Origin of the sequence: Mesorhizobium sp. B2-4-6 (genome assembly GCF_006442775.1) — a bacterium.
Classification (GTDB): Bacteria; Pseudomonadota; Alphaproteobacteria; order Rhizobiales; family Rhizobiaceae; genus Mesorhizobium.
The window spans coordinates 357,438-378,936 of the sequence record NZ_VFVI01000003.1; the positions used below are offsets into that span (position 1 = coordinate 357,438).

Annotated in this window: 22 protein-coding genes; 13 read left to right on the forward strand and 9 right to left on the reverse strand. The window is 64.0% G+C overall.

From position 1 onward, the window contains the following. Positions 1–409 precede the first annotated feature (409 nt). The gene (locus FJ957_RS11780) at positions 410–892 is read right to left on the reverse strand and encodes a DUF2127 domain-containing protein (protein WP_140831481.1); all 483 of its coding nucleotides are present in this window, start codon (positions 890–892) and stop codon (positions 410–412) included. 116 nt (positions 893–1,008) lie between these two features. Between FJ957_RS11780 and FJ957_RS11785 the strand changes: the two genes are divergently transcribed. The 5 genes from FJ957_RS11785 (at position 1,009) to FJ957_RS11805 (ending at position 3,195) form a co-directional block, all read left to right on the forward strand. Beyond that, positions 1,009–1,485: a phosphatase PAP2 family protein gene (locus FJ957_RS11785; RefSeq protein ID WP_348642558.1), complete on the forward strand. Its 477-nt coding sequence runs from the start codon at positions 1,009–1,011 to the stop codon at positions 1,483–1,485. Positions 1,486–1,575: 90 nt separating this feature from the next. After that, a complete protein-coding gene (locus FJ957_RS11790) occupies positions 1,576–1,809 on the forward strand; it encodes a hypothetical protein (RefSeq protein ID WP_140831485.1) in 234 nt (77 codons plus the stop codon). 96 nt (positions 1,810–1,905) lie between these two features. Further along, complete coding sequence (locus FJ957_RS11795; RefSeq protein WP_140831487.1) at positions 1,906–2,052, forward strand: hypothetical protein; 147 nt, start codon at positions 1,906–1,908, stop codon at positions 2,050–2,052. Positions 2,053–2,276: 224 nt separating this feature from the next. Next, on the forward strand, positions 2,277–2,675 hold the full coding sequence (locus FJ957_RS11800; RefSeq protein WP_140831489.1) for a hypothetical protein: 399 nt from the start codon (positions 2,277–2,279) through the stop codon (positions 2,673–2,675). Between the two features lie 304 nt (positions 2,676–2,979). Next, positions 2,980–3,195, forward strand: coding sequence for a hypothetical protein (locus FJ957_RS11805; RefSeq protein WP_140831491.1), 216 nt, complete (start codon positions 2,980–2,982; stop codon positions 3,193–3,195). 116 nt (positions 3,196–3,311) lie between these two features. On the opposite strand, the gene FJ957_RS11810 is transcribed toward FJ957_RS11805, so the two are convergent. Then, on the reverse strand, positions 3,312–3,728 hold the full coding sequence (locus tag FJ957_RS11810; RefSeq protein WP_140831493.1) for a helix-turn-helix domain-containing protein: 417 nt from the start codon (positions 3,726–3,728) through the stop codon (positions 3,312–3,314). Between the two features lie 96 nt (positions 3,729–3,824). Between FJ957_RS11810 and FJ957_RS11815 the strand changes: the two genes are divergently transcribed. Both FJ957_RS11815 and FJ957_RS11820 read left to right on the forward strand, forming a co-directional pair. Then, a complete protein-coding gene (locus tag FJ957_RS11815) occupies positions 3,825–4,679 on the forward strand; it encodes an NmrA family NAD(P)-binding protein (RefSeq protein WP_140831495.1) in 855 nt (284 codons plus the stop codon). A 46-nt stretch (positions 4,680–4,725) separates the two neighbouring features. Continuing rightward, positions 4,726–5,313, forward strand: coding sequence for a dihydrofolate reductase family protein (locus tag FJ957_RS11820; RefSeq protein WP_140831497.1), 588 nt, complete (start codon positions 4,726–4,728; stop codon positions 5,311–5,313). Positions 5,314–5,364: 51 nt separating this feature from the next. On the opposite strand, the gene FJ957_RS11825 is transcribed toward FJ957_RS11820, so the two are convergent. Then, on the reverse strand, positions 5,365–5,616 hold the full coding sequence (locus FJ957_RS11825) for a hypothetical protein (protein WP_140831499.1): 252 nt from the start codon (positions 5,614–5,616) through the stop codon (positions 5,365–5,367). Positions 5,617–5,769: 153 nt separating this feature from the next. After that, entirely contained in the window at positions 5,770–7,035 is a 1,266-nt protein-coding gene (locus tag FJ957_RS11830; protein WP_140831501.1) for a cytochrome-c peroxidase, read from the reverse strand. A gap of 205 nt (positions 7,036–7,240) precedes the next feature. Between FJ957_RS11830 and FJ957_RS11835 the strand changes: the two genes are divergently transcribed. The 5 genes from FJ957_RS11835 (at position 7,241) to FJ957_RS11855 (ending at position 12,632) form a co-directional block, all read left to right on the forward strand. After that, a complete protein-coding gene (locus FJ957_RS11835) occupies positions 7,241–8,791 on the forward strand; it encodes an acid phosphatase (RefSeq protein WP_140831503.1) in 1,551 nt (516 codons plus the stop codon). A gap of 222 nt (positions 8,792–9,013) precedes the next feature. Next, entirely contained in the window at positions 9,014–9,436 is a 423-nt protein-coding gene (locus FJ957_RS11840; RefSeq protein WP_140831505.1) for an OsmC family protein, read from the forward strand. Between the two features lie 5 nt (positions 9,437–9,441). Continuing rightward, positions 9,442–9,966, forward strand: coding sequence for a hypothetical protein (locus FJ957_RS11845; protein ID WP_140831507.1), 525 nt, complete (start codon positions 9,442–9,444; stop codon positions 9,964–9,966). A gap of 126 nt (positions 9,967–10,092) precedes the next feature. Further along, positions 10,093–10,836, forward strand: coding sequence for a 2OG-Fe(II) oxygenase (locus FJ957_RS11850; RefSeq protein ID WP_140831509.1), 744 nt, complete (start codon positions 10,093–10,095; stop codon positions 10,834–10,836). Positions 10,837–11,009: 173 nt separating this feature from the next. Continuing rightward, positions 11,010–12,632, forward strand: a complete 1,623-nt coding sequence (locus tag FJ957_RS11855; RefSeq protein WP_140831511.1) for an ABC-F family ATP-binding cassette domain-containing protein — start codon at positions 11,010–11,012, stop codon at positions 12,630–12,632. A 41-nt stretch (positions 12,633–12,673) separates the two neighbouring features. Here the strand turns inward: FJ957_RS11855 and FJ957_RS11860 are convergent, their stop codons facing one another. The 3 genes from FJ957_RS11860 to htpG form a co-directional block, all read right to left on the reverse strand. Then, a complete protein-coding gene (locus FJ957_RS11860) occupies positions 12,674–13,801 on the reverse strand; it encodes a serine hydrolase domain-containing protein (RefSeq protein WP_140831513.1) in 1,128 nt (375 codons plus the stop codon). A gap of 24 nt (positions 13,802–13,825) precedes the next feature. Beyond that, positions 13,826–14,506 carry a glutamine amidotransferase gene (locus FJ957_RS11865; RefSeq protein WP_140831515.1) on the reverse strand — a complete coding sequence of 227 codons (681 nt, stop codon included), beginning with the start codon at positions 14,504–14,506 and terminating at the stop codon, positions 13,826–13,828. A gap of 292 nt (positions 14,507–14,798) precedes the next feature. Continuing rightward, positions 14,799–16,685, reverse strand: a complete 1,887-nt coding sequence (htpG, locus tag FJ957_RS11870; protein ID WP_140831517.1) for a molecular chaperone HtpG — start codon at positions 16,683–16,685, stop codon at positions 14,799–14,801. Between the two features lie 517 nt (positions 16,686–17,202). Between htpG and FJ957_RS11875 the strand changes: the two genes are divergently transcribed. Beyond that, positions 17,203–18,627: a hypothetical protein gene (locus tag FJ957_RS11875; RefSeq protein ID WP_140831519.1), complete on the forward strand. Its 1,425-nt coding sequence runs from the start codon at positions 17,203–17,205 to the stop codon at positions 18,625–18,627. Between the two features lie 106 nt (positions 18,628–18,733). Here the strand turns inward: FJ957_RS11875 and FJ957_RS11880 are convergent, their stop codons facing one another. Both FJ957_RS11880 and FJ957_RS11885 read right to left on the reverse strand, forming a co-directional pair. Next, positions 18,734–19,627 carry a hypothetical protein gene (locus FJ957_RS11880; RefSeq protein ID WP_140831521.1) on the reverse strand — a complete coding sequence of 298 codons (894 nt, stop codon included), beginning with the start codon at positions 19,625–19,627 and terminating at the stop codon, positions 18,734–18,736. A gap of 93 nt (positions 19,628–19,720) precedes the next feature. Then, a complete protein-coding gene (locus tag FJ957_RS11885; protein ID WP_140831523.1) occupies positions 19,721–21,379 on the reverse strand; it encodes an acyl-CoA synthetase in 1,659 nt (552 codons plus the stop codon). Between the last annotated feature and the right edge of the window lie 120 nt (positions 21,380–21,499).

Sequence of the window (21,499 nt, forward strand, 5' to 3'; positions counted from 1 at the left end):
AAGAATACCGAACAAGCCAGTTGCAAAACTTGTGGGCCAGTGCGGCGAGAGTCGGCGGCGATCGGCTTGCCGCCGTAGTCACGACGATCTCCCCGAAAAAAGTCACCCCGCCGAGCGGGCGGGGTGACTTGGTGCCGATTGCACCCGACTGCGCAACCGCAAAATCCGCTGCTATGGAAGCGCGCAGCGCCAGCCGGAAGAATCGAGTTGAAGTCACTTTCGGCAGATGGACCTCCGTTGCTAACTTCAAGGCAACGTGGCGCTGGAGGATTATACCTCCTTCAGGGCCAGAAAAGATGAATTGAAGACTCTTGAAAGCAGAAATAAGACTTTGTGCTGGAAAGATTTCAGACCAAGTTCCAGGCATTTGGGTCCGCTGCCGCTATGATTGCCGTTGGCCGGCGCCTCGTCAGGCGGACCCATGGTGGCGCACCATCTTCCACTCCTGCCAGATCAGCCACATGACGGCTGCATCGAAGACGGTCAGCACGAGCAGGCCGGGCGAATGCGTGTAGGAGTAGCGATAGACCTGGTAGGCCATGAAGAGGCCGAGCGCCACCAACGAGGCCGGGTAGGACCACAACTTGCCCCGCAGCAGGCCTATGACCAGAAGCAGCTTAATGAGGCCGTGACTAAGCAGGTAGAAGGCATAGAATTCCTTGCTGTCCAGCGAAAACTGGCTGGCCATCCGCGACAGATAGCCAGCTATGAAATCGTTCGGATCTTCGATCAGCTCTTCCTGGGTGAACATGTTGACCCAGGAAGCGATGGTTCCGGTGGTGACGAGGTAAAGCAGAACGCCGCCGGCGCACTCGATCAAGGCATGGGCACCTTTCAGCCATACGCTGACCTCAAAGAGCTGGTGAATGCGATGCTCGCCGGCGGGCTTCAACGGTCGACCTCACGATAGGCCAGGGAAATCAGGATAGAAATCAAGATAGAATGGACGCTTCTCTCACGCATTGGATCAACGCCGCTGCCGGCGTCAGCCCGCTCCTTGATAGAACAATGATCGCCATCTCACAAATCGGCGTGCCGCTGATGGTGATTGCCGTCGCCCTGCAATGGTGGTCCAGGACCGACCGCGCCCATGTGCGCCATGCCTGCCTGTCCGCTGGCCTTTCCTTCCTCTTCGGGTTGGCGATCAACCAGGTGATCCTGCTGTTCGTCCACCGGATCAGGCCATATGATGCAGGCGTCACGCATCTCCTCATCGCGCCCAGCGCCGACTGGTCGTTCCCGTCCGACCACGCGACCGCCAGCATGGCCATCGTCGCTGCCTTCGCCATGCAGGCGCTGCCGCGCCGCACGCTGGCCCTGCTCGTCATGGCCGTGCTGATCTGCTGGTCGCGGCTGCATATCGGCATCCACTATGCCGGTGACGTCGCCGGCGGCGCGGCTAGCGGGATTGCCGCCGCCCTGGCCGTGCGGCTTTGCTATCGCGAGAATTCGCGGCTGGACGCGTTCGCCACGAAAATTCTTTAGGGACGCCGGCTCCATCGGCGCGCATCACAAAAGTGACGCGCTCGCCTCGCAATATGCTAGGCTGGATGCCGCCAAAAAGGGTTCATCGTTATGGATGCCAGCGAATTGCAGGCCATGGGCGATACGCTGATGCGCGTTGTCACCCCCGATATGAAACCGAAAGACCTGCTCAAGGCGGTGCGAAAACTGCATCCGGCTGCCAGGAAGAAGGATATTGCCCGCGCGGCCTTCCACGCCATCATCGCCAATGCCGACCAGGATCCCGGCAAGTCGCGCAATCTTCAGGCCTTCGCGCTTGCCGAGCGTACCCAGCAATCGGAATAAATTGCCGCTAATTGTAGCGTTGGGCTTGCCGGAAACTTAATAAGCGATTTCTAATTTAATGGCTCAGCCGGCAGTTAGCCAACCGGTAACGGGTTCATGACCAAAAACCTCGGCAATGCCAAACCCAGTGCTCCGGCCAAGGAGATGAACCCCTCGCTGCTCGGCAAGGCCGCGCCGGCGCTGTTTCCGCTGGTCGTCGCGGCGATCGGCTATCTGGTCGGCCGGCATTTCTTCGGCTTTTGACGCGGTCGGCTTGCGGCGCGCTATTTCGGGTCGCTCCGATCGCAATTGGCCAATGACAATTCGGCCGTCTTGACTATGCCCTTTGGTCCTAGGGCCTAGGTCGTTCTTGTCCTTGGCCGGGCCCAAGCGCATGCTCACAACAGCCGGCGGCCTCGCAAACTCCGGTCAGGCCCGGCCGCCGAACCCAGTATCACCCCCCAAGGCTGCCGGGCCGCGCCGCCGTCATGTGGCCGCTGTCCCCCTTCACCGAATGCTCAGTCCTGCCAAGCATCCTCCGCCACAAGGCGGGTAGGACTGGCAACGAGGCTGACGCCGTACATCAGGCGCTCACCGAAACTCCGCCGCTGGCGATGGACGACCCTGCCGAGGCCCGGCGCATCGATGCGCTCAACCGCTTGGACGTGATCGACACGCCGCGCGACGAGGCCTTCGACCGCATCACCAGGCTGATCAGGAACATCTTCGACCTGCCTGTCGCCATCGTCTCGATGATCGACGGCTACAAGGCTTATGACGGGCTGGAGAACCGTGAGGTCAGCCGCGACCAGACCTTCTGCAAATACACGCTTCAGGACATGACGCCGCTCGTGGTGCCCGACGTGCGCGAGGAACCCTCGACGTGACCAGCGCGATCGGCGTACCGGAGACATTCGTTTTGCAGGTTCGCTCGGACGCTTTCGAAGCCCGCTGCCGTATCGTCCTGCAGGCGGAACGGCATATTGAAGTCGAGTTCCGTTGAGGCCGAGCGTGAAACGGGCCTGCTCCACCACAAATCGTTTTATTCATCGGCCTCCGTAAATATATCGAATGCCGGCGAGTTATTTTGCACTAAAGACCAATAAGAACCGCTTTTCGGTAAATCCAGCCGCGCTAGATCGTATTGGGTCGGAAACAGGCAGTTCTTCGAGCGAAGAGCAGGGGACGTATATGGTGACAAGCGAGCCAGACAGTGTCCGCGTAAAAGCCGTCAATAACCAATGGATCGTGCGCGTCGTCGACGGCGGCAGGCTGACGCAGCAATTGTTCGACATTCACGCGCAGGCCGAGATCTTTGCCGAAGAGGAGCGGCTGCGATTGGGGCTGCCCGGGGAGCCTCCGGCGGAGGAGCCTGTCAGGCCGCTGGGAAGCGGGCGTGCTCGCTGACGGACCGCGGGGATTGTTGTCCAATGAGGATCGAACGGCTCGTGGACAGCAGACGCCGGCGGTTGGCCCAACCGCGGCATTGAGAGGGCCAGCGCGCAGACAGCAGGTCGCGCCGCCTATCCCAGATGCTCGACTCTCAGTTTCTGCTTCATCCGCTCAAGCGCCGGCTGGCCGCCGGCCGCCAGCTCATCCGCTAGCTGCGCGAGCTTGTCATCCGCCTTGCGATATTTGCTGCCCCAGGCGCCCAGCGTCGCCAGCACCGGCAAAAGGTCGATGCCGGCATCGGTCAGCCGATAGATCGCCTTCAAGCCGTGGCTCGGGTCGTCGCTGCGGGTGAGGACGCCTTCGTCGACCAGTGTCTGCAGCCGCTCGGCCAGCGTGCGGGACGAGATGCCTTCGTCGGATTGCAGGAACTCGCGAAAATGCCTTTTCCCGGCGAAGACCAGGTCGCGGATGATGAGCAACGTCCAGCGGTCGCCGAGCAGTTCGAGCGAGAGGTTGATCGGGCAGCCGGATCGGTCCTTGGTCGACATCAATATGGTTCCATTTTTAAATCACTTTACTATTGACATCGTTTCCGCTTTGCGTCAAATGGTTCCAAAAGTAAATCATTTGACAAGGAGATCGACATGAACCGGCAAGCCAACCGTACGATCGTAGTCGTCGGCGCAACCAGCGAAGTGGGCGCCGAGGTCTCGGCCAGGCTGACCGAGGCAGGGCACATGGTGCGCGGCGTCGCCCGCAGCCTCGGCGTTGCGCTTGACGACCAGGCGGCGCTGGACGCCGTCTTCTCGGGCGCCGACAGCGCTTACGTGACGATCCCCTTCGATGTCACCGCGCCCGATCTGCATACGTTCGAAGATGAGGTCGGCGCTAGGCTAGCATCGTCCATCGCCAAGGCGGGCCTGCGCCGTGTCGTGCTGCTCAGCGGCCTCAATGCCCATCTCAGAATGGGTACCTCGCTTGGCGCCGCGATGATGGAGGAGCGGCTTGCCGCGCTGGGCCTGGAGGAACTCGTCTATCTGCGTTCCGCCTTCTTCATGGAGAATTTCGTCAAGGGCATGGGCTTCGTCGAGCAGGCGGCGGCCGGCGTCTTCGCCTCGCCCTTCCGCGGCGACCTGCCGATGCCGCTGATCGCCGCCAAGGACGTTGGCGAGCGCGCCGCCGCCCTGTTGAGCGCCGAACATTTCCCGGCCCGGCGCGTTGTCGAATTGCACGGCGGCGGCGACTACACGCTCGAACAGGCCACCACGATTCTAGGCCGGGCGATGGGCAAGGATGTCACCTATCATGAGGCCTCGTTCGCCGATGCGCGGGCCGGCATGGTGGCCAATGGCATATCGGCAAGTTTTGCCGACGCGCTTGGCGAGACGGCGGCAAGCTTCAACAGAGGCGAGCGCTGGGCGCTGGAAGCACCGTCGGCCGAAAACGCCACGCCGACCAGCTTCGAAGCCTGGGCGCAGGCTTTCGCCCGTTCGCGCTGAGCCGCCTGAACCTTCACGGCAGAAATTCCTAGCGAGGAGAACCAAAATGAAAAAGCTCATCCTTCAGATGCAGATGTCGGTCGACGGCTTTGTCGGCGCCGACGAGGGGTATCGCTGGCAGCTCTGGGAATGGGGCGATGACAATGCCTGGGACGAAGAACTCAAGCAGGATTTCAACGCTGCCTTCCAAACAATCGACACCATCCTGTTGAGCCGCAAGATGGCTGAGGAGGGGTATCTGACCCATTGGGGCAATGCGGCGAAGAAATATCCGAGGGACCCTTTCTATGCCTTCGCGCAGCGCATCGTCGAGGCTGAGAAGGTTGTGGCGAGCGACAAGCTCGAAACATCGCGCTGGGAACGCACGCGCGTCGTCAGTGGCGACCTGCCGCGCGAGGTCGATGCGCTGAAGCAAGGCAAGGGCGGCGACATCGCCGTGTTCGGCGGCGCGGGCTTTGCCGCCGCGCTGATCGCCGCCGGCCTGGTCGACGAGTACCATCTCTTCATCAATCCGGCGGTTCTGGGCAGCGGCCGCCGCATCTTCGAGAAGGGCGGTTTTGGCAGGCTGAAGCTCCTCGGCTCGAAGCCCTATGCCAGCGGCATGGTGGTGAGCCGCTACGCGCCGGCACAATGAGGAGCGACACCGAGGTCGCGCCGGCTTGAATCAATCCGTCAGTGCGTCTTCTCAACCGCCTGTTTGGCCGTGCCTTTCGCGCATCGGCTGCGAGCCGCCTGCGCTGACCAACCGTAGGTGCGCGCCTGGCCGGCCGGGCCGTGGCCAAGCCGCCTGGTCGTTGCCCGCGGCGACGAACCAGCGGGCCTCGCGCGATGTCAGGCCGATAAGCACCCGGCCGGCATATTCGGCCGGCGCGCCATTGCCCGCATCGAACACCGCCCAACTGCCGCCGGGCGGCTCCTGCACCGCGACGAACCTCATCGCAGACTCCATCTGTGAAGAGGTGGGCAATATAGCAGGCGCGACTTGGCGTTCCTATGATGTGGCTCACATTGGCACACTTTTGCGGTGGATAGCACGGCTCCGGCTGCAAGCAGGCCGTGTGCCCTACCAGTCTCTTGGCTGCCGGTCGCCCTATTGCCCAGCCTGGTCGGCGTCGGTCAGCGTTCCGAGGAAGGCGACGATGTCGTCGATCTCGGCGTCGCTCAGCGCCGCCTTGTCGCCCGGCTTTTTGCCGTTGAAGGGTGGGTCGGTGTTGAGGTTCGGCCAGTAAGCCTTTGGCAGGTCGTCGAATTTGTCGACCGTGCCGTCCGCCTTCTTCGGATACCAGCGTCCGGGATCCGTATCGCGGCTGGCGTAGAAGGCGACCGCCTCGCGCAGCGAGTGGAAATAGCCGTTGTGGAAGAAGCTCTTTCGCAAGGCCACGTTGCGCAGGGTCGGCGTCTTGAACAGGCCGCAATATTCGCCATGGCTCCTGAAATCGGTGCGCAGCGGTCCGCACAGGCCAAGGTCGACATAATTGGGATCGGCATTGGCGGGGATCGCCGGATTACGCGGCACGGCGATCGCGATCAGGCCGTAGTCGGTGAACTGCGGCGGCTCGCCGTCATTGGCGGGCTCGCTGAGATGGCAGCTCGCGCAATTGCCCTTCGCTTCGTCCTCGAACAGCAGGCGGCCGCGCAATTCCTGCGCCGAGAGCTGCGCCTTGCCGGCGAGGAAAGCATCGTAGCGGCTGGAATAGGGATAGAAATCGGCGCTGCTCTGCTCGAATGTGCCGAGCGCTTCGACCGCGGCGTCGAAGGCATCCCGCGGGTGCTCGAACACATCGGCGCCGAACGCCGCCTCGAAGGCGTCGGCATAGGGCGCCTTGCGCAGCGCAGCGACCACCTCAGCCTCGTCCTTGTTGCCCATCTCGAAGGGCGACAGCAGCGGGATCCTCGCCTGGTCCTTACCGTGGTCGGCGCGGCCGTCCCAGGTCAGGCCGCCGGTCGGGCCATTGTCGACGCTCTCGTCGCCTTCGTCCTCGGAGTCGTGGAAATGCTCGGTGAAGGCAGGTGCCGCCTGCAGGTAGCGCAGCGACGGCACGGCGCGGACACCGGGTCGGTCGAGCTTGGCTCCGCCCATCTCGACGGGTGCCGCCGAGGCCGGTCCGAAGGCGTGGTTGGGATCGTGGCAGGACGAGCAGGCCTGCTTGCCCGAGGCCGACAGCGCAGGGTCAAGGAACATCTGCCGTCCAAGCGCCGTCAGCGCGTCGGCGCGGGCGAAGGCTTCCTGGCGCGACATCGGCCCGGGGTGGATACCGGACGGTCCCGCGGTGCTCGCAGGCGCGGTCAAGCCGACGATCGAGGCGGCCAGAAGGACGATCGCGTGATTTTTCCGTCCCATCGTCTGCGGCGACATCCCCGGTTTTCTTCGCCCGATTTCGTTCGCGACGTAAGGATCGAGTGCAACGGATTGATGACTGGCTTTCTTGCTCACGAAACCGTGTTCGGACGCTGCGGAACTGTCACATGGGTGACAAGGCGCCGAAGTAGCTCGGCATTAATGCAGTTGCGTTCCTGCATTGCCGTCCTCCAGCCACTCCCAAGCCACGAGGCATTTCCCGATGACCCGATCCTTTCTCTCTCCCCGGTCCTTCCTCTCGCTTTGCCTCGCCTCCACGGCGCTGGCATCGCTCTCCGCTGCTGCCCACGCGGCTCCTCCCGGCTACGACAAGATCGACACCGTCGTCGTCATCTACGCCGAGAACCGCAGCTTCGATAACCTCTATGGCGGCTTCCCCGGCGCCAATGGCCTGGCCAACGTGTCGCCCGATCAGGCGCGTCAGCTCGACCGCGACGGCAAGCCGCTTTCCGAACTGCCGCCGGCCTGGGGCGGACTGACCGGCAAGGGCGTGACGCCCGCGGTGACCGAAGCCCAGACCGCGCATCTCCCCAATGCCGTCTTCGCCATCGACGATCCCAAGGGCTTCAACGAGAACACCGGCGTCGTCACCCATGATCTCTGGCACCGCTTCTACCAGGAGCAGATGCAGATCGACGGCGGCCGGAACGACAAGTTCGTCGCCTGGGCCGATTCCGGCTCGTTGGTGATGGGTCATTATGACGGCTCCATCCTGCCGATGTGGAATATCGCCAAGAAATACGTGCTGGCGGACAATTTCTTCCAGGGCGCCTTTGGCGGCTCTTTCCTCAACCACTTCATGCTCGCCTGCGCCTGCGCGCCCTTCTATCCGAATGCCGACACCAGCCCGGCAAAGGGCCAGATCGCCGTCGTCGAGCCGGACGGCGTGACGCTGAAGGCAGCGGACAACGCGCCGCCCTCGGCGCTGGGCGGCGTGCCGAAATTCGTCAATGACGGCGCCATCACCCCCGACTTCTATGCCGTCAACACCATGCAGCCGCCCTACCAGCCGAGCAACAACAAGCCGGCCGAAGGCGGTGACGCAGCGCTCGCCGACCCGGCGCAGCCGAACACGCTGCCGCCGCAGCACGAGATCACCATCGGCGACCTCCTGACGCTCAAGGGCATTTCCTGGGCCTGGTATGCAGGTGCCTGGCAGGCGGCGCTCGACGGCAAGAACGCGACGCCCGTGCCCAACTTCCAGTTTCATCACCAGCCCTTCAACTATTTCGCCGCTTATGCGCCGGGCACGCCCGCGCGGGCCGAGCACCTCAAGGACGGCGGCCTCGGCGGCACCGAATTCATCAAGGCGATCGACGACGGCAAGCTGCCGGCGGTTTCCTTCTACAAGCCGCAGGGCAACCTCAACGAACATGCCGGCTATGCCGACGTGACCAGCGGTGACCAGCATCTGGCCGACCTCGTCGCGCATCTGGAGAAGAGCCCGCAATGGCCGCACATGCTGGTGGTCATCACCTATGACGAGAATGGCGGCTTCTGGGACCATGTCGCGCCGCCCAAGGCTGACCGCTGGGGCCCGGCCAACCGCATCCCCGCCTTCATCATCTCGCCCTATGCCAAGATGGGCATGGTCGACCACACGCAGTATGACACGACGTCGATCCTGCGCTTCATCACCAACCGCTACGACCTGCCGGTACTGCCCGGCATCGTCGCCCGCGACAAGGCGCTGCGCAACAACGACCAGCCGCCGATGGGCGACCTGACGGCGGCGCTCGATCTGACGAAGTAGCGTTTCAGAACTGGGTTCCTCTCTCCGCCAGAGGCGGGGAGAGGTGTCCGCGAAGCGGAGAGGGGGCCTTCGTAGGGCGCTCCCCCTCTTCGTCTCGGCTTCACCGAGCCACCTCTCCCCATTTCATGAGGGCGAGAAACGCCAATCGCCCACGGCCTGCCTCGGCGATTGCCTCAATGAATTCCCGTCCGCTATCAATGTCTCCGAATTGGAGACCACGCGATGGCAGACCTGAAAGTCAGAACCCGAAACGCCGGCGCGCTCGCCGTCCTGCCGCCGGGCGGCCTGCCGGTGGTCACGACACCGACCGGCGGCACGGTCGATGTGGTCACGCAGGTCAGCGCGCCCGGCTTCAGTCCGCTCGATCTGCTCTATGCCTCCTTAGCCGCCTGCATGGTGCTCAGCGCCCGCATCGCCGCCACCCGTCTCGGCGTCGCCGACCGGCTCGGCGAGGTGAGGGCGGATGTGAACGGCGACAAGGCGAAGGACGAGCCGTCGCGGCTGGAAACCTTCAATATTCGCCTGACGATCGCCGGCGACCTCGATGCCGCGACGAAAGAGCGGATCCTGGCGGACGCCGAGGATATCTGCACCGTCTCAAACACGCTGCGCGGCGCGCCGGCACTTCACGCGACGCTCGGGTGAGGCCGATGGCGCATCTTTCGCCGATCGACTACGCGACCGCTTCCGCCGACATCCGCGCCGAGCACGACCGCGAGCTCGCGCTGCGCGGCCGCATGACCAACATGAAGCGCATCCTGCTTCACTCGCCGGCCGCCCACCGCATCTACGCCGAATGGTTCACGCTGCGCGATCTGCTGAAGCCAACGCTCGACGACCGCGCCATCTGGCTGTTCTCGAAGACGATCGCGGAGGCGATGCGGGCAGAAATCCCGGTTACTTTCTTCCGCCGCGCGCTGATCGACAACGGCCTCGATCCCGAGGCGATCGGGCCTACTGGCGACGAGGCGTTGCTGACAAAGTTCGGCAAGGCGGTCGCCGCCGATGCCAATGCCGTTCCCGATGAAGTCTGGGCAGCGCTCAAGGCGCGCTATGACGAGGCGCTGCTGGTCAATCTCGTTGCCTTCGCCGGCATCATGGTGGCGACATGTGTGTTTACCAATGCGGTGAAGGTGGACCTCGATCCGGAGCTGGAGGCGTATCGCCAGCAGTGAAGCTGCTGATCTCCCCCGCAAGGACGGAGATTGGCAACTCGAGCGCCTCGCCACTTTGCCATGAATCGGGTGGTTTGGCCCGGTCGCTCGCCCCATCTTCGGGCAAGCAAGCGATGGAGCCAACCTATGACCATCCATTCCGTGAACGCCAAACGCGCCAGCCGCTCAACCGAAGCCCGCGTCGCCGCGCAGGATTGGCGCGTCCTGGTCACCGAGCTCAACGTCAATGGCTGCGCCGTCATGCCGGGCCTGCTCGCGCCCGAGGAATGCGCCGACCTCGCTGCGCTCTATCCGCATGAAGAACATTTCCGCAGCCATGTGGTGATGGCCCGCCACGGCTTCGGCAAGGGCGAGTATCGCTATTTCAAATATCCGCTGCCGGACCTGATCGAGGGCCTGCGCACCGCGCTCTATCCGCGCCTCGCCATGGTCGCCAATGACTGGAACGAGAAGATGGGTGTGGCGCAGCGTTATCCGGCCGAACACGCCGCCTTCCTGAAGCGCTGCCACGACGAAGGCCAGGTGAGGCCGACGCCGCTCCTGCTGCAATACGGCCCCGGCGACTTCAACTGCCTGCATCAGGACCTCTACGGCGCGCTCGCCTTTCCGCTGCAGGTGGCGGTCCTGTTGTCCGAGCCGGGTGAGGATTTCACCGGCGGCGAATTCGTGCTCACCGAGCAGCGCCCGCGCATGCAAAGCCGCGCCGAGGTGGTGCCGCTGAAGCGCGGCGACGCGGTGATCTTTGCGGTTCACAACCGGCCGGTGCAAGGCACGAAGGGGTACTATCGCGTCAACCTGCGCCATGGCGTGAGCCGCTTGCGGTCAGGGCGGCGGCATACGGTCGGGATCATCTTCCATGACGCGAGGTGAGTAGGCAGTAGGCAGTAGGCAGTAGGCAGTAGGCAGTAGGCAGTAGGCAGTAGGCAGTAGGCAGTAGGCAGTAGGTTACGTCGAGGCCGAGACGCGATGAGGGGTTCCTTTATCCCGCGCATTCGCTTATTGGCCCTACTCCCTACTCCCTACTCCCTACTCCCTACGAGCCCATGATCCGTCTTGAAAATATCGGCAAGCAGAACGGCCGACAGATCGTCTTCATCGAAGCCTCGGCCGCCTTGCAGAAGGGCGAGAAGGTCGGACTGGTCGGCCCGAACGGCGCCGGCAAGACGACCTTGTTCCGGATGATCATCGGCCAGGAGCAGCCGGACGAGGGCCAGGTCTCGGTGGATCGCGGCGTCACCATCGGCTATTTCAGCCAGGATGTCGGCGACATGGGCGGTTTGAGCGCCGTCGCCGAGGTCATGGAAGGCGCAGGGCCGGTCAGCGCGGTGGCCGCCAAGATGCGCGAGCTCGAGCACGCCATGGGCGATCCCGACCGCGCCGACGAGATGGATGAGATCATCGAGCGCTACGGCGAACTGCAGCACCGCTTCGAAGAGCTCGACGGCTATGCGCTCGACGGTCGCGCCCGCGAGGTGCTCGACGGCCTCGGCTTCAGCCAGGAGATGATGGACGGCGATGTTTCGAAACTCTCCGGCGGCTGGAAGATGCGCGTCGCGCTCGCTCGCATCCTGTTGATGCGACCCGACGTGATGCTGCTCGACGAGCCGTCGAACCATCTCGACCTCGAAAGCCTGATCTGGCTGGAGAAATTCCTCAAGGATTACGACGGCGCGCTGCTGATGACCTCGCACGACCGCGAGTTCATGAACCGCATCGTCAACAAGATCATCGAGATCGACGCCGGCGCACTCACCTCCTATTCAGGCAATTACGAATTCTACCAGGAGCAGCGCGCGCTGGCCGACAAGCAGTTGCAGGCGCAGTTCGAGCGCCAGCAGGCGATGCTAGCCAAGGAAATCGCCTTCATCGAGCGTTTCAAGGCGCGCGCTTCCCATGCCGCCCAGGTGCAGAGCCGGGTGAAGAAGCTCGACAAGATCGACCGCGTCGAACCGCCGAAGCGGCGCCAGACGGTGGCCTTCGAGTTCCAGCCGGCGCCGCGCTGCGGCGAGGACGTGGCGACGCTGAAGGGCATCCACAAGGCCTATGGCAGCCGCAATATCTATTCGGGCCTCGACTTCCAGATCCGCCGCCGCGAGCGCTGGTGCGTGATGGGCGTCAACGGCGCCGGCAAGTCGACGCTTCTGAAGCTGGTCGCCGGCGCCTCCGAGCCGGACGAGGGCTCCGTCGCGCGCGGCCCGAGCGTCAAGATGGGCTATTTCGCCCAGCATGCCATGGAGCTGCTCGATGGCGAGCGCACCGTCTTCCAGACGCTGGAGGACTCGTTTCCGCAGGCCGGCCAGGCGCCGCTGCGCGCGCTTGCCGGCTGCTTCGGTTTCTCCGGCGACGAGATCGAGAAGAAGTGCCGGGTGCTGTCGGGCGGCGAGAAGGTGCGGCTGGTGATGGCGCTGATGCTGTTCGACCCGCCCAACCTGTTGGTGCTCGACGAGCCGACCAACCATCTCGACATCACCACCAAGCAAATGCTGATCGAGGCGCTGTCGCAATATGAAGGCACCATGCTCTTCGTCTCGCACGACCGCCATTTCCTGGCGGCACTCTCCAACCGTGTGCTGGAACTGACGCCAGACGGCATCCACACCTATGGCGGCGGCTACACCGAATATGTCGCGCGCACCGGCCAGGAAGCGCCGGGGCTGAGAGGGTAGGCGGCAGGGCCGGCCCTCGGCCGACAGCGCTTCATCTGGCGTCAGAGCGCGTCGTAGACGGCGTCGATCAGGGCTTTGCGGCGCGGGTCCACATCGTCGAAACCCACCATGCGGTTGGTGACATAGCCGAACCCAACGCCGGCGCCTGGGTCGGCAAAACCGATGGCGCCGCCCCAGCCGGTATGGCCGAATGTCTGCGGCGATGCGCGGTCGGCATAGACAGGATCCTCGATCTGATAGCCGGCGGCGAAGGCAGCCGGCAGCGCGAAGCTGTCGTCCATGCCGCGAAAGCGCGGCCTCGCGGCTTCTTCGATCGCCGCGCGGCCGATCAGGGGTTTGCTCTCGAAGCTCCCGCCCGCCGCCATCATGCCGTAGATACGCGCCAGCGCGTGCGCGGTGGACTGGCCGTTGCCGCCCGGCACCTCGGCGGCGCGCCAGGCGCGGTCGTTGGGCGCCAATGCGCGGGGCGTTGGGTTGTCGCATGCGTGGGGAAAGGGAGAGGCGCGCACGAAGTCGACCCAATCGGACGTTTTCGGACCCTCTATCATCTCGGCTGCGCGGGAATCCTCGGGCTCCGGCAGGCCCACATGGAAATCGGCACCAAGCGGGACTGCGATCTCTTCCGCGATGAAGCCGCCGATGCTGCGTCCGTCGACGCGCCGCAGCACCTCGCCGGCAAGATGGCCGTAGGTGAGGGCGTGATAGACGCAGCGGCTGCCGGGCTCCCATAGCGGCGACATGGCGGCAAGCGCGTCGGCATAGGGCACCCAGGCAAGCAGGCCAGCCTCATCCATCGGCACGGCGAGACCGTTCAGCCCGGACTGGTGCGACATCACCTGGTCGAGCGTGATGCGTTCCTTGCCGCCGGTCGCGAATTCCGGCCAATAGCGCGCCACCGGTGCGGCATAATCCAGCTTGCCGCGCTCCACCAGCATCGCGATCGCCAGCGCCACGACGCCCTTGGTCGAAGACCAGACGTTGACCAGCGTGTCACGCCGCCACGGGCAGGTGCGCGCGGCATCCGCATGGCCGCCCCAGAGGTCGACGACGGTCCTGCCGTGGATCACGACCGAGACGCCGCCGCCATGTTCGAGGCCTTGAGCGAAACACCAGGCGAACGCATCGCGCACTCCGGCAAAACGCGGATCGCAGACGCCGTCTATGGTCATGCGCGAATTCCCACCAAAAGCGCCTCAGCCGAACAGCTTGGTCACGAAGCCGCTGAACCAGGCAAGCTGGGCTGCGTGGTGGGCCGCCATCAACCTGTCCTGTTCGTCCCGGCCCTGCGCACCGAGCGTTCCGTAGGGCGCGCCTTGCCGTTCCTGCCAGCGCCGAAAGCCGGCCGGACCCTGCTCGGCATGGAATTGCAAAGCGTAGGTCTTCTCGCCGATCCGGAACGCCTGATTGGGGAACGTGTCGCTCGAGGCGAGATGCACGGCGCCGGCCGGCACGGCGAAAGTATGAAAGTGGTTCTGCGGCAGGAAAAGCGGCCGATCTAGGAAATCGCCGGCCTCGGCCGTCGGAGTGATCTCGAAATAGCCGAACTCCCTGATGCCGCTTTCCGCCGGCCCGACATCGGCGCCGAGATGCCAGGCGATCTGCTGCGCGCCCTGGCAGATGCCAAGCAGCGGCAGATCGTTGTCCAGGCAATGCTCGATCAGCGCGGCTTCGTCGTTTAGGAACGGGTGTATGTCGGTTTCGAAGACGTTGAACGGACCGCCATAGATCACCGCCCCATCGACGGACCCGAGGTCGATCGGATCGCCCTTGAACGGCATCGCGGTCGTGATCGCATGGCCGTTCGCCTCAAGCGTCGTCTGGACATGATCGTCCCCCGGTTCTTCCGAGTGCCGGACCAGAACGATGCGCTTCATCGGAGGCTCCTGCCGTTCGTTTCGCGAGCCTACGGTAACGCTTGGTACATCATCGGCAATGTGCCAACTTCCGGTGGTGTTTGGCGCCGACGCCTTTCCGTTCGTCATTCTCGGGCTTGACCCGAGAATCCATGCCGTGACACCTGTCGTAGAGCTCAGCGGTGCAGAATTCTGTAACCGCTGCAACGCCTTAGCGTCATGGCATGGATCCTAGGGTCTGCGCTCGTCGCTGCGCTCCTTGCTTCGCCCCAGGATGACGAGGCACGGGCGGCGCATCTCGGTAGGGGCCTCATCACCCCTTCGCGAGCCCGCGATCGATCAGGCGCGCCAGGCGCGCCGAGAAGGCCTTGGCGTCGGCCGGCTTGTCGCCGTCGAGCACGCGCGCTTCGTCGTAAAGCAGGTGCGCGGCGTCTTCCTTGAACGCCTTCTCGTCGTCGCCGAGCTTTGCCAGCGCCGCCACGCGCTCGTGGCGCGGGTTGATCTCGAGGATCGGTTTGGCGGCCTTCTCGAGCCGGCCGGCGGCGTTGAGCAGACGTTCGAACTGGCGGTCCGGGCCATGCTCCGGCGCGACCAGGCAGACGGCGCTTTCGGTCAGCCGGTCGGAGGCCTTCACGTCCGATACCTCCTCGCCAAGCGTCGTCTTCACGAAGGCAAGGAATGTCGCGATATCCGATGACGTCTCGGCATCTGGCTTTGGTGCGCTCTCGGGCAGCGCGACATCGGCAAGCTCGGCCGCGCCCTGCGTCACCGACTTGAACGGCTTGCCGTCGAACTCCGGCGCCATCGTTACCCAGAAACTGTCGACCGGGTCGGTGAGCAACAGCACCTCGATACCGCGTGCGCGAAACCCTTCCAACTGCGGCGAGGCCTCCAGCCGGGCGCGGTCGCCGCCGGCCATGAAGAAGATCGCCTTCTGGCCTTCCTTCATCGCTCCAACATAGTCGGCAAGGCTGCGCCAGCCTTCGCCAGACGCGGTCGAGCGGAAGCGGGCAAGCTTCAGCAATTGCTCGCGCCGTTCGTAATCCTCATAAAGACCTTCCTTGAGGACGACTCCGAAATTCTCCCAGATTTTCGCGTAGGCTTCGGCATCGTTGTCGGCGAGCTTTAGGACGTCGCCGACAACGCGGTTGGTCACGCCCTTGCGGATCGAGGCGAGCAGGGGGCTTTCCTGGATCATCTCGCGCGAAACATTGAGCGGCAGGTCGGCGGAATCGACGAGGCCGCGCACGAAGCGCAGGTAGCGCGGCAGCACATCGGCATCGTCGGTGATGAAGACGCGCCGCACATAGAGCTTCATGCCGCCCTTGCGGTCCTGGTCGAACAGGTCGAACGGCCGCGATCCGGGCACGAAGGCGAGCACGCTGTATTCCTGCCGGCCCTCGGCGCGGAAATGGATGGTCGAGGCCGGCTCGTCATACTGTCCGGCAATGCTGCGGTAGAAGTCGGTGTATTCCTCCGGCTTGATCTCGCCTTTCTGCCGAACCCAGAGCGCCGTGCCGTCGGCGATGTCGCGCGGCTCGGCGCCGGGTTTCTCGACAAGCGTGATCGGCACCGGCACATGGCCCGACTGCGACTTCGCCAGGCCCTCGAGCCGGTAGGGCGTGGTGTAGGAAGAGGCGTCCTCCATAAGATGCAGCACCACGCGGGTGCCGCGCCTGGGCGCCGCCTCAAGCGGCACCGGCGCGATTTCATAGGTGCCCTTGCCGTCGGACGACCAGCGGAAGGCCTCGTCGCTGCCGGCCTGCCGGCTGATGACGTCGACCCGGTCGGCGACCATGAAGGCGGAATAGAAGCCGACGCCGAACTGGCCGATGAGCTGCGTGTCTTCCGCCGCCTTGCCGGCTTCTACGCGCTCCAGGAAGGCGCGTGTGCCGGAGCGCGCGATGGTGCCCAGCGCCTCCGCCATCTCGTCGCGGCTCATGCCGATGCCGTTGTCCTCGACGACAAGCTCTCTGTTGTCCGGATCGGCGGCGATGGTGATGCGCGGCTTGGCATCGTCGCCCAGAAGCTCGGGCCGGCTTACCGCCTCGAAGCGCAGCTTCTCGCAGGCGTCGGCCGCGTTGGAGATCAGCTCGCGCAGGAAGACGTCACGGTCCGAATAGACCGAATGCACCATCATGTGCAGCAGCCGCGAGACGTCCGCCTCGAATGTCCTGGTTTCCGTATTCTGATCCGTCATCTCGACTTTCCCAAATCTCCACTCTGCCTGACGCGCCAGAAGCGTTCAGGATTTCATCCCACGATTGTTCAATTGTGCCGCGGCCCGGGCGGGACCGGCTTCGGCAAGACAATATCGGGATGCGAGGGGAAGGCAACAAGAGGCGGCGAGAGGTATGTGGAAAGCCAACTCCATCGAACGCTCTGCGATCGCGAGGCAGGGGAATTCGGTTTTTAGTGCTCGTTTGTGGCTTTGAAAGTCTTCCTATCGGTCATGTGAATGATGACAAGCAGCTCGCTGTCTTTCCCTTTTGCTGCGCATGCTTCCAGCGCCTGCCCAGAGTGAAAACTAACATATGTTAGGAGCGGAAGAAGGGATCACCTAGGGTGGAACCGCATAAGGTTGGGACCGGCGATAACCTTAATTCTGGTTTCCTTTGCACAGGCTTCCCGAACGGAAGGTAAAGGGATAGATTAGCAATTCGTTAAGTACGCCGGGGGCGAGCGTAACGGTGTGTCGTCGTAAGGGATGTGCAGTGATGAATTTCAAGTCTCTGATCAAGCGGGCCGAGGACGTCGATAAGGAATTTCAGGAACTCCAATCGGATCTGGCGGAAGCATTCGAGGACGTTCTTAAGGATGATGAACAACCCCCGTCAGAGGACGGTGCCGTTGCCGGCCAGGAACTGGTGGCGAGCGACGAGAATCCGCCGCCCGAAGAGCAACCCGACGCAACTCCGTCGCGGCTGACGCCGCATACCCAGACGCGGCTCGCTGCGTTGGAGGCGGTCGCAGGGCTTTTCCGGGATGGCCAGGGCCATCTGCAGGAGATCGAGGCGAAACTCGCCGAGATCGCCACCGCGCATCATATGACGCGCGAAGTCCTCAACGTCTTCCATCGCGATGTGCTGCGCTCGAACGAGCTGGAGCTGGCAAACCTCGCTCTCACCGCGGAACACAAAACGCTTTCAGAACAATTGCTTGACGCCGCCCGCAGGCAGCGCGAACGCGACGGCGCGGCCGAGGTGTGGCAGCAGCGCGAGGTGAGCCTCGTCCAGGACCGGGAGCAACTGCGCTCAGCGCTTGCGGCCGTGCGCCTGGAGCTGGTGGAGATGGGCAATGACAGCACCAGGCGCGAGGCGGAGTTCGGCGAGATCGCCAAGGCTCTGGCGGCCAAAACGGTAGAACTCGACAGACGCGGCGCCGAGAACAAGCTGCTGCGCGAAAAGCAGGTCGGCCTCTCGGTCGATCTGGAGCAGGCGCAAAAGCGCGAGGCGGAGGCCCGGCACAAGTTCGACGAGTTCGCGGCAACCCACGCCAGCCAAACCGCCCATATTGCCGAGCTGATGGCTCAACTCGGCAATCACGAAAAGGAAGAAACCCGGCTGCAGAAGACGTTGGAGGCAACGCAGGCCAAGCTTGCCGAAACAGCCGAGATGGCGCGGATCGCCGAAAGCGACAGTGCCGCCGAATTGACGCGCGGCCAGGCAGAAATGCGCGGTTTGCGTTCCGAGATACAGGAACTGCAGTCGCGTCTGGATCAGGTCTCGATCGACAATGGCGAAGCCACGGCCGAGATCGCCAGGCTCAAGGCGCAGTTGAGCGATGCCGTCACCGAACGCCAGATCGCGGAGGAAAGGCTCGCCGTTCTCAAGGACGAGAGCGAAGCCGACAAGAAGAACCTGTCCGCGGTCAGCACCAATCTCTCACAGCTTTCGCTGCAGCAGGCGTCCGAGCAGATCCAACTCGATATCCAGAAGCAGGAATGCGAGGATCTGCACGCGGAGGTCGAAGCGCTCAATGCCCGCATCCGGGAATTGCTGCCTTACGAGCGGCTGCATCGGGTGACCGACGCAAGGTCGCGCAAGGATGCCCAGCCTCAGGCCAATGGGATTATCGCGGAAACGGCGCGCCCCGCCGCGCGGCGTGTTTCCCGACGCAACATGCGGGCGAACGGAGGCTGAGGGCTCGAGCGGTTCGGCTTCGACAGCGCCGACCCGCTCTATCTCCTTGGTTTGACGCAATTCCACATGGAAAGCCGCTGTGCTTTCCTGGAATTGCCCTGGCGGACTATTTCCCGGCCATGCCGTCGGCTAGGTCCTGTGCCTGCTTGAGCAGGGCCGGGAAGGACGGATCGCCGGGCAGGCGCTGGGCCATGCAGGCGCGGTAATCGGCGTCGCCCTTTTCCCAGGCGGCGTTGGCGGGATCGGAAGCCTGCGGGTCGTCCTGGTCCGAGCCCTGGTCGGCCTGCTGGGCTTTCTGCGCAGCGGCGTCGGCGGCTGCCCACAGCGAATCGCAGGCCGCGATCTTCGGCACGGCGGGCAAGGCGGGCGTTTCCGCAATCAGCACGCGATCGCCCTTCACGACCGCCACGACGACATGCTGGTCGTAGATCGGTCCGACATCCTGGGTCCAGCCACCGAGCCGGGCGACCACCGCATCGGCGCCGTCGGGCTTCTTCAGCGAAAAGTCGAGCGTGCCGGAGAATGCCGCGTCGCTGCCGATGGCCTGGGTGTAGAAACTGTCGAGCTTCAATGCCGCGCCAATGTCGGCGGGCAGCTTGAAATCCGCTTCCGCTTCGGCCGATTTGGACTTGAGCCAGCGCTCGGTCAGCCCGCGCGTCGAGGCCACGATGCTTGGGCCATCGTCGCTCTGCGCATATCGCAGCCCGTCCAGCATGCCGTAGCCGATATCGGAGGCGTTGAGGCTTTGAACGTTAATAGTGCCGGTCGCCGGAAAATCCTTGACCGAAAGCGGGCCGAGAATGGCGGCGAGACGCTGTTGCAGGTCGGCCAGCGCCTTCTCGTTCTGGGCATCGATGGTTTCGATTGCGGTGTTCGCGCTTTCCTGCGCGGTGATGTCGGCAATCGCCTTGTCGCGCGCCGCGACGTAATCGTCTTCCGGCGAGGCGGCGAGCGCCGTGCTGCCCGCCAGTGCAAAGAGAAGCGTTAAGACCAACCGCATGCTGCACCCCAAGGTAAGCCATCAAGAGCCCTTGCGAGCCATCGCCCGACTTGGCGGCTTTTGCGTGGCGGAAATCGTGGCAGCGGCAAATCTTTATTCCGCTTTGCGCTTCTCCACCTCGGCCTTCCGCAGCAGGAACCGCTGGATCTTGCCGCTTGGCGTCTTCGGCAGTTCGCTGACGAACTCGACTTCGCGCGGATAGGAATGCGCCGACAGCCGCTTCTTCACATGCTGGGCAAGTTCTTCGGCGAGCGCCTCGCTACCCTTGAAGGCGGGCGCCAGCACCACGAAGGCCTTGACGATCTCGGTGCGCTGCGGATCGGGCACGCCGACCACCGCCGCCTCGTTCACCGCCGGATGTTCTATCAGCGCGCTTTCGACATCGAACGGCCCGATGCGGTAGCCGGACGAGGTGATGACGTCGTCGGCCCGGCCGATGAAGGAGACTGAGCCGTCCGGCTCATATTCCACCGTGTCGCCGGTGCGGTAATAGCCGCCAATGATCGCCGGCGTCTCTGCCTCGTGGTAGCCGCCGAACCAGCGCAGCGGCGATCTGGCGATATCGACCGCGAGCACGCCGGGCTGGTTAGGGCCGAGCTCGTTGCCTTCGTCATCCAGCACCACCATGCGATAGCCCGGCATGGCGAAACCGGCCGAGCCCGCGCGAACAAGATGCTTAAGCCCGTGATGGTTGTTGACCATCATGCCGTTCTCGGTCTGGCCGTAATGGTCGTGGATCGGCGCCGCGAGGTTGGCGTCGAACCAGCGGATCACTTCCGGGTTGAGTGGCTCGGCGGCGCTGCTCACCACGCGCAGCCTGCCCTTGACGCGGGACGCGGCTTCGGGGCCTTCCGCCATCAGCAGGCGATAAGCCGTCGGCGAGCCGGCAAGGCTGGTGATGCCTAGACGTTCGATGATGTCGTAAGTCGATTTGGCGTTGAAGGCGCCTTCGTAGAAGGTGGTGGCGATGCCGAGCTGCAACGGCCCCGTGATGGCATAGTAGAGCCCATAGGCCCAGCCGGGATCGGCGATGTTCCAGAAGATGTCGTCGGGCGTGAGCCCGATCGCGTCGCGCATATAGGCGCCGAAGGCAGTGAGCGCGCTAAGCGGCACCGGCACGCCCTTCGGGTGCCCGGTGGTGCCGGAGGTCGACATCATCATGAACAGGTCCGGGCCCTTACGCATCATGGGCTCGCAGTCGGGGGAGGCGGTCGCGAGCGCCGCACGGAAATCGATGTCGTCGGCGGGCAGCGTGTCGCCGCGGCCAAGGATGGTGGCGACGCGCGGACGGTTCTCCACTTCGTCGAGCTTGGCGCGGTTGGCGGGATTGGTCACCACCAGCTTCGCCTTGCTGTAATTCAGGCGATGCTCGACCGCCTTCGGCCCGAAAGCAGTGAACAAGGGCTGGTAGACCGCGCCCACGCGCCATGCGCCGAGGATCAACGCCACCAGCTCGGGTATGCGCGGCAGCATGCCCGCGACGACATCGCCGGGCCGTACGCCAAGCTCCTTCAGCATTGTGCCGACGCGGCCGGACATGTCGGCGAGGTCGTCGAAGGAATATTCGCGCAATTCCCCGCCGACCGAGATCGCGCGGAGCGCCAGCCGGCTCTCGCCCGTGTAGCGACCGCAGCATTCGACATAGGCGTTGATGCCGGTGGCCGGGTCGCCATGAAGGCGCGCGATCTCGTCCTCGATGCGGAATTGCGCAACGGCATCCTCATAGCGCGGCAGCGCTTGCGTCTTGGTCATGGCAATCCTCCCTCTGCGGCGGATCATCTCCCCATGATCGCCGCTGGGCGAGATTGCATGAAAAGAGGGCGCGGGTCGATTGCGGCGAAAGTCGAGAGTGAGGCAGGCGACGACGGTTGC

What these genes read in the sequence shown, in the direction of transcription:
- FJ957_RS11815 (WP_140831495.1), top strand. Translation starts at nt 3,825, where the DNA reads ATGAACCGGCAAGCCAACCGTACGATCGTAGTCGTCGGCGCAACCAGC.
- FJ957_RS11800 (WP_140831489.1), top strand. Translation starts at nt 2,277, where the DNA reads ATGTGGCCGCTGTCCCCCTTCACCGAATGCTCAGTCCTGCCAAGCATC.
- FJ957_RS11825 (WP_140831499.1), bottom strand. Translation starts at nt 5,616, where the DNA reads ATGAGGTTCGTCGCGGTGCAGGAGCCGCCCGGCGGCAGTTGGGCGGTG.
- FJ957_RS11850 (WP_140831509.1), top strand. Translation starts at nt 10,093, where the DNA reads ATGACCATCCATTCCGTGAACGCCAAACGCGCCAGCCGCTCAACCGAA.
- FJ957_RS11880 (WP_140831521.1), bottom strand. Translation starts at nt 19,627, where the DNA reads ATGCGGTTGGTCTTAACGCTTCTCTTTGCACTGGCGGGCAGCACGGCG.
- FJ957_RS11790 (WP_140831485.1), top strand. Translation starts at nt 1,576, where the DNA reads ATGGATGCCAGCGAATTGCAGGCCATGGGCGATACGCTGATGCGCGTT.
- FJ957_RS11830 (WP_140831501.1), bottom strand. Translation starts at nt 7,035, where the DNA reads ATGTCGCCGCAGACGATGGGACGGAAAAATCACGCGATCGTCCTTCTG.
- FJ957_RS11845 (WP_140831507.1), top strand. Translation starts at nt 9,442, where the DNA reads ATGGCGCATCTTTCGCCGATCGACTACGCGACCGCTTCCGCCGACATC.
- FJ957_RS11810 (WP_140831493.1), bottom strand. Translation starts at nt 3,728, where the DNA reads ATGTCGACCAAGGACCGATCCGGCTGCCCGATCAACCTCTCGCTCGAA.
- FJ957_RS11865 (WP_140831515.1), bottom strand. Translation starts at nt 14,506, where the DNA reads ATGAAGCGCATCGTTCTGGTCCGGCACTCGGAAGAACCGGGGGACGAT.
- FJ957_RS11795 (WP_140831487.1), top strand. Translation starts at nt 1,906, where the DNA reads ATGACCAAAAACCTCGGCAATGCCAAACCCAGTGCTCCGGCCAAGGAG.
- FJ957_RS11805 (WP_140831491.1), top strand. Translation starts at nt 2,980, where the DNA reads ATGGTGACAAGCGAGCCAGACAGTGTCCGCGTAAAAGCCGTCAATAAC.
- FJ957_RS11835 (WP_140831503.1), top strand. Translation starts at nt 7,241, where the DNA reads ATGACCCGATCCTTTCTCTCTCCCCGGTCCTTCCTCTCGCTTTGCCTC.
- FJ957_RS11860 (WP_140831513.1), bottom strand. Translation starts at nt 13,801, where the DNA reads ATGACCATAGACGGCGTCTGCGATCCGCGTTTTGCCGGAGTGCGCGAT.
- FJ957_RS11820 (WP_140831497.1), top strand. Translation starts at nt 4,726, where the DNA reads ATGAAAAAGCTCATCCTTCAGATGCAGATGTCGGTCGACGGCTTTGTC.
- FJ957_RS11855 (WP_140831511.1), top strand. Translation starts at nt 11,010, where the DNA reads ATGATCCGTCTTGAAAATATCGGCAAGCAGAACGGCCGACAGATCGTC.
- htpG (WP_140831517.1), bottom strand. Translation starts at nt 16,685, where the DNA reads ATGACGGATCAGAATACGGAAACCAGGACATTCGAGGCGGACGTCTCG.
- FJ957_RS11885 (WP_140831523.1), bottom strand. Translation starts at nt 21,379, where the DNA reads ATGACCAAGACGCAAGCGCTGCCGCGCTATGAGGATGCCGTTGCGCAA.
- FJ957_RS11840 (WP_140831505.1), top strand. Translation starts at nt 9,014, where the DNA reads ATGGCAGACCTGAAAGTCAGAACCCGAAACGCCGGCGCGCTCGCCGTC.
- FJ957_RS11875 (WP_140831519.1), top strand. Translation starts at nt 17,203, where the DNA reads ATGAATTTCAAGTCTCTGATCAAGCGGGCCGAGGACGTCGATAAGGAA.
- FJ957_RS11785 (WP_348642558.1), top strand. Translation starts at nt 1,009, where the DNA reads ATGATCGCCATCTCACAAATCGGCGTGCCGCTGATGGTGATTGCCGTC.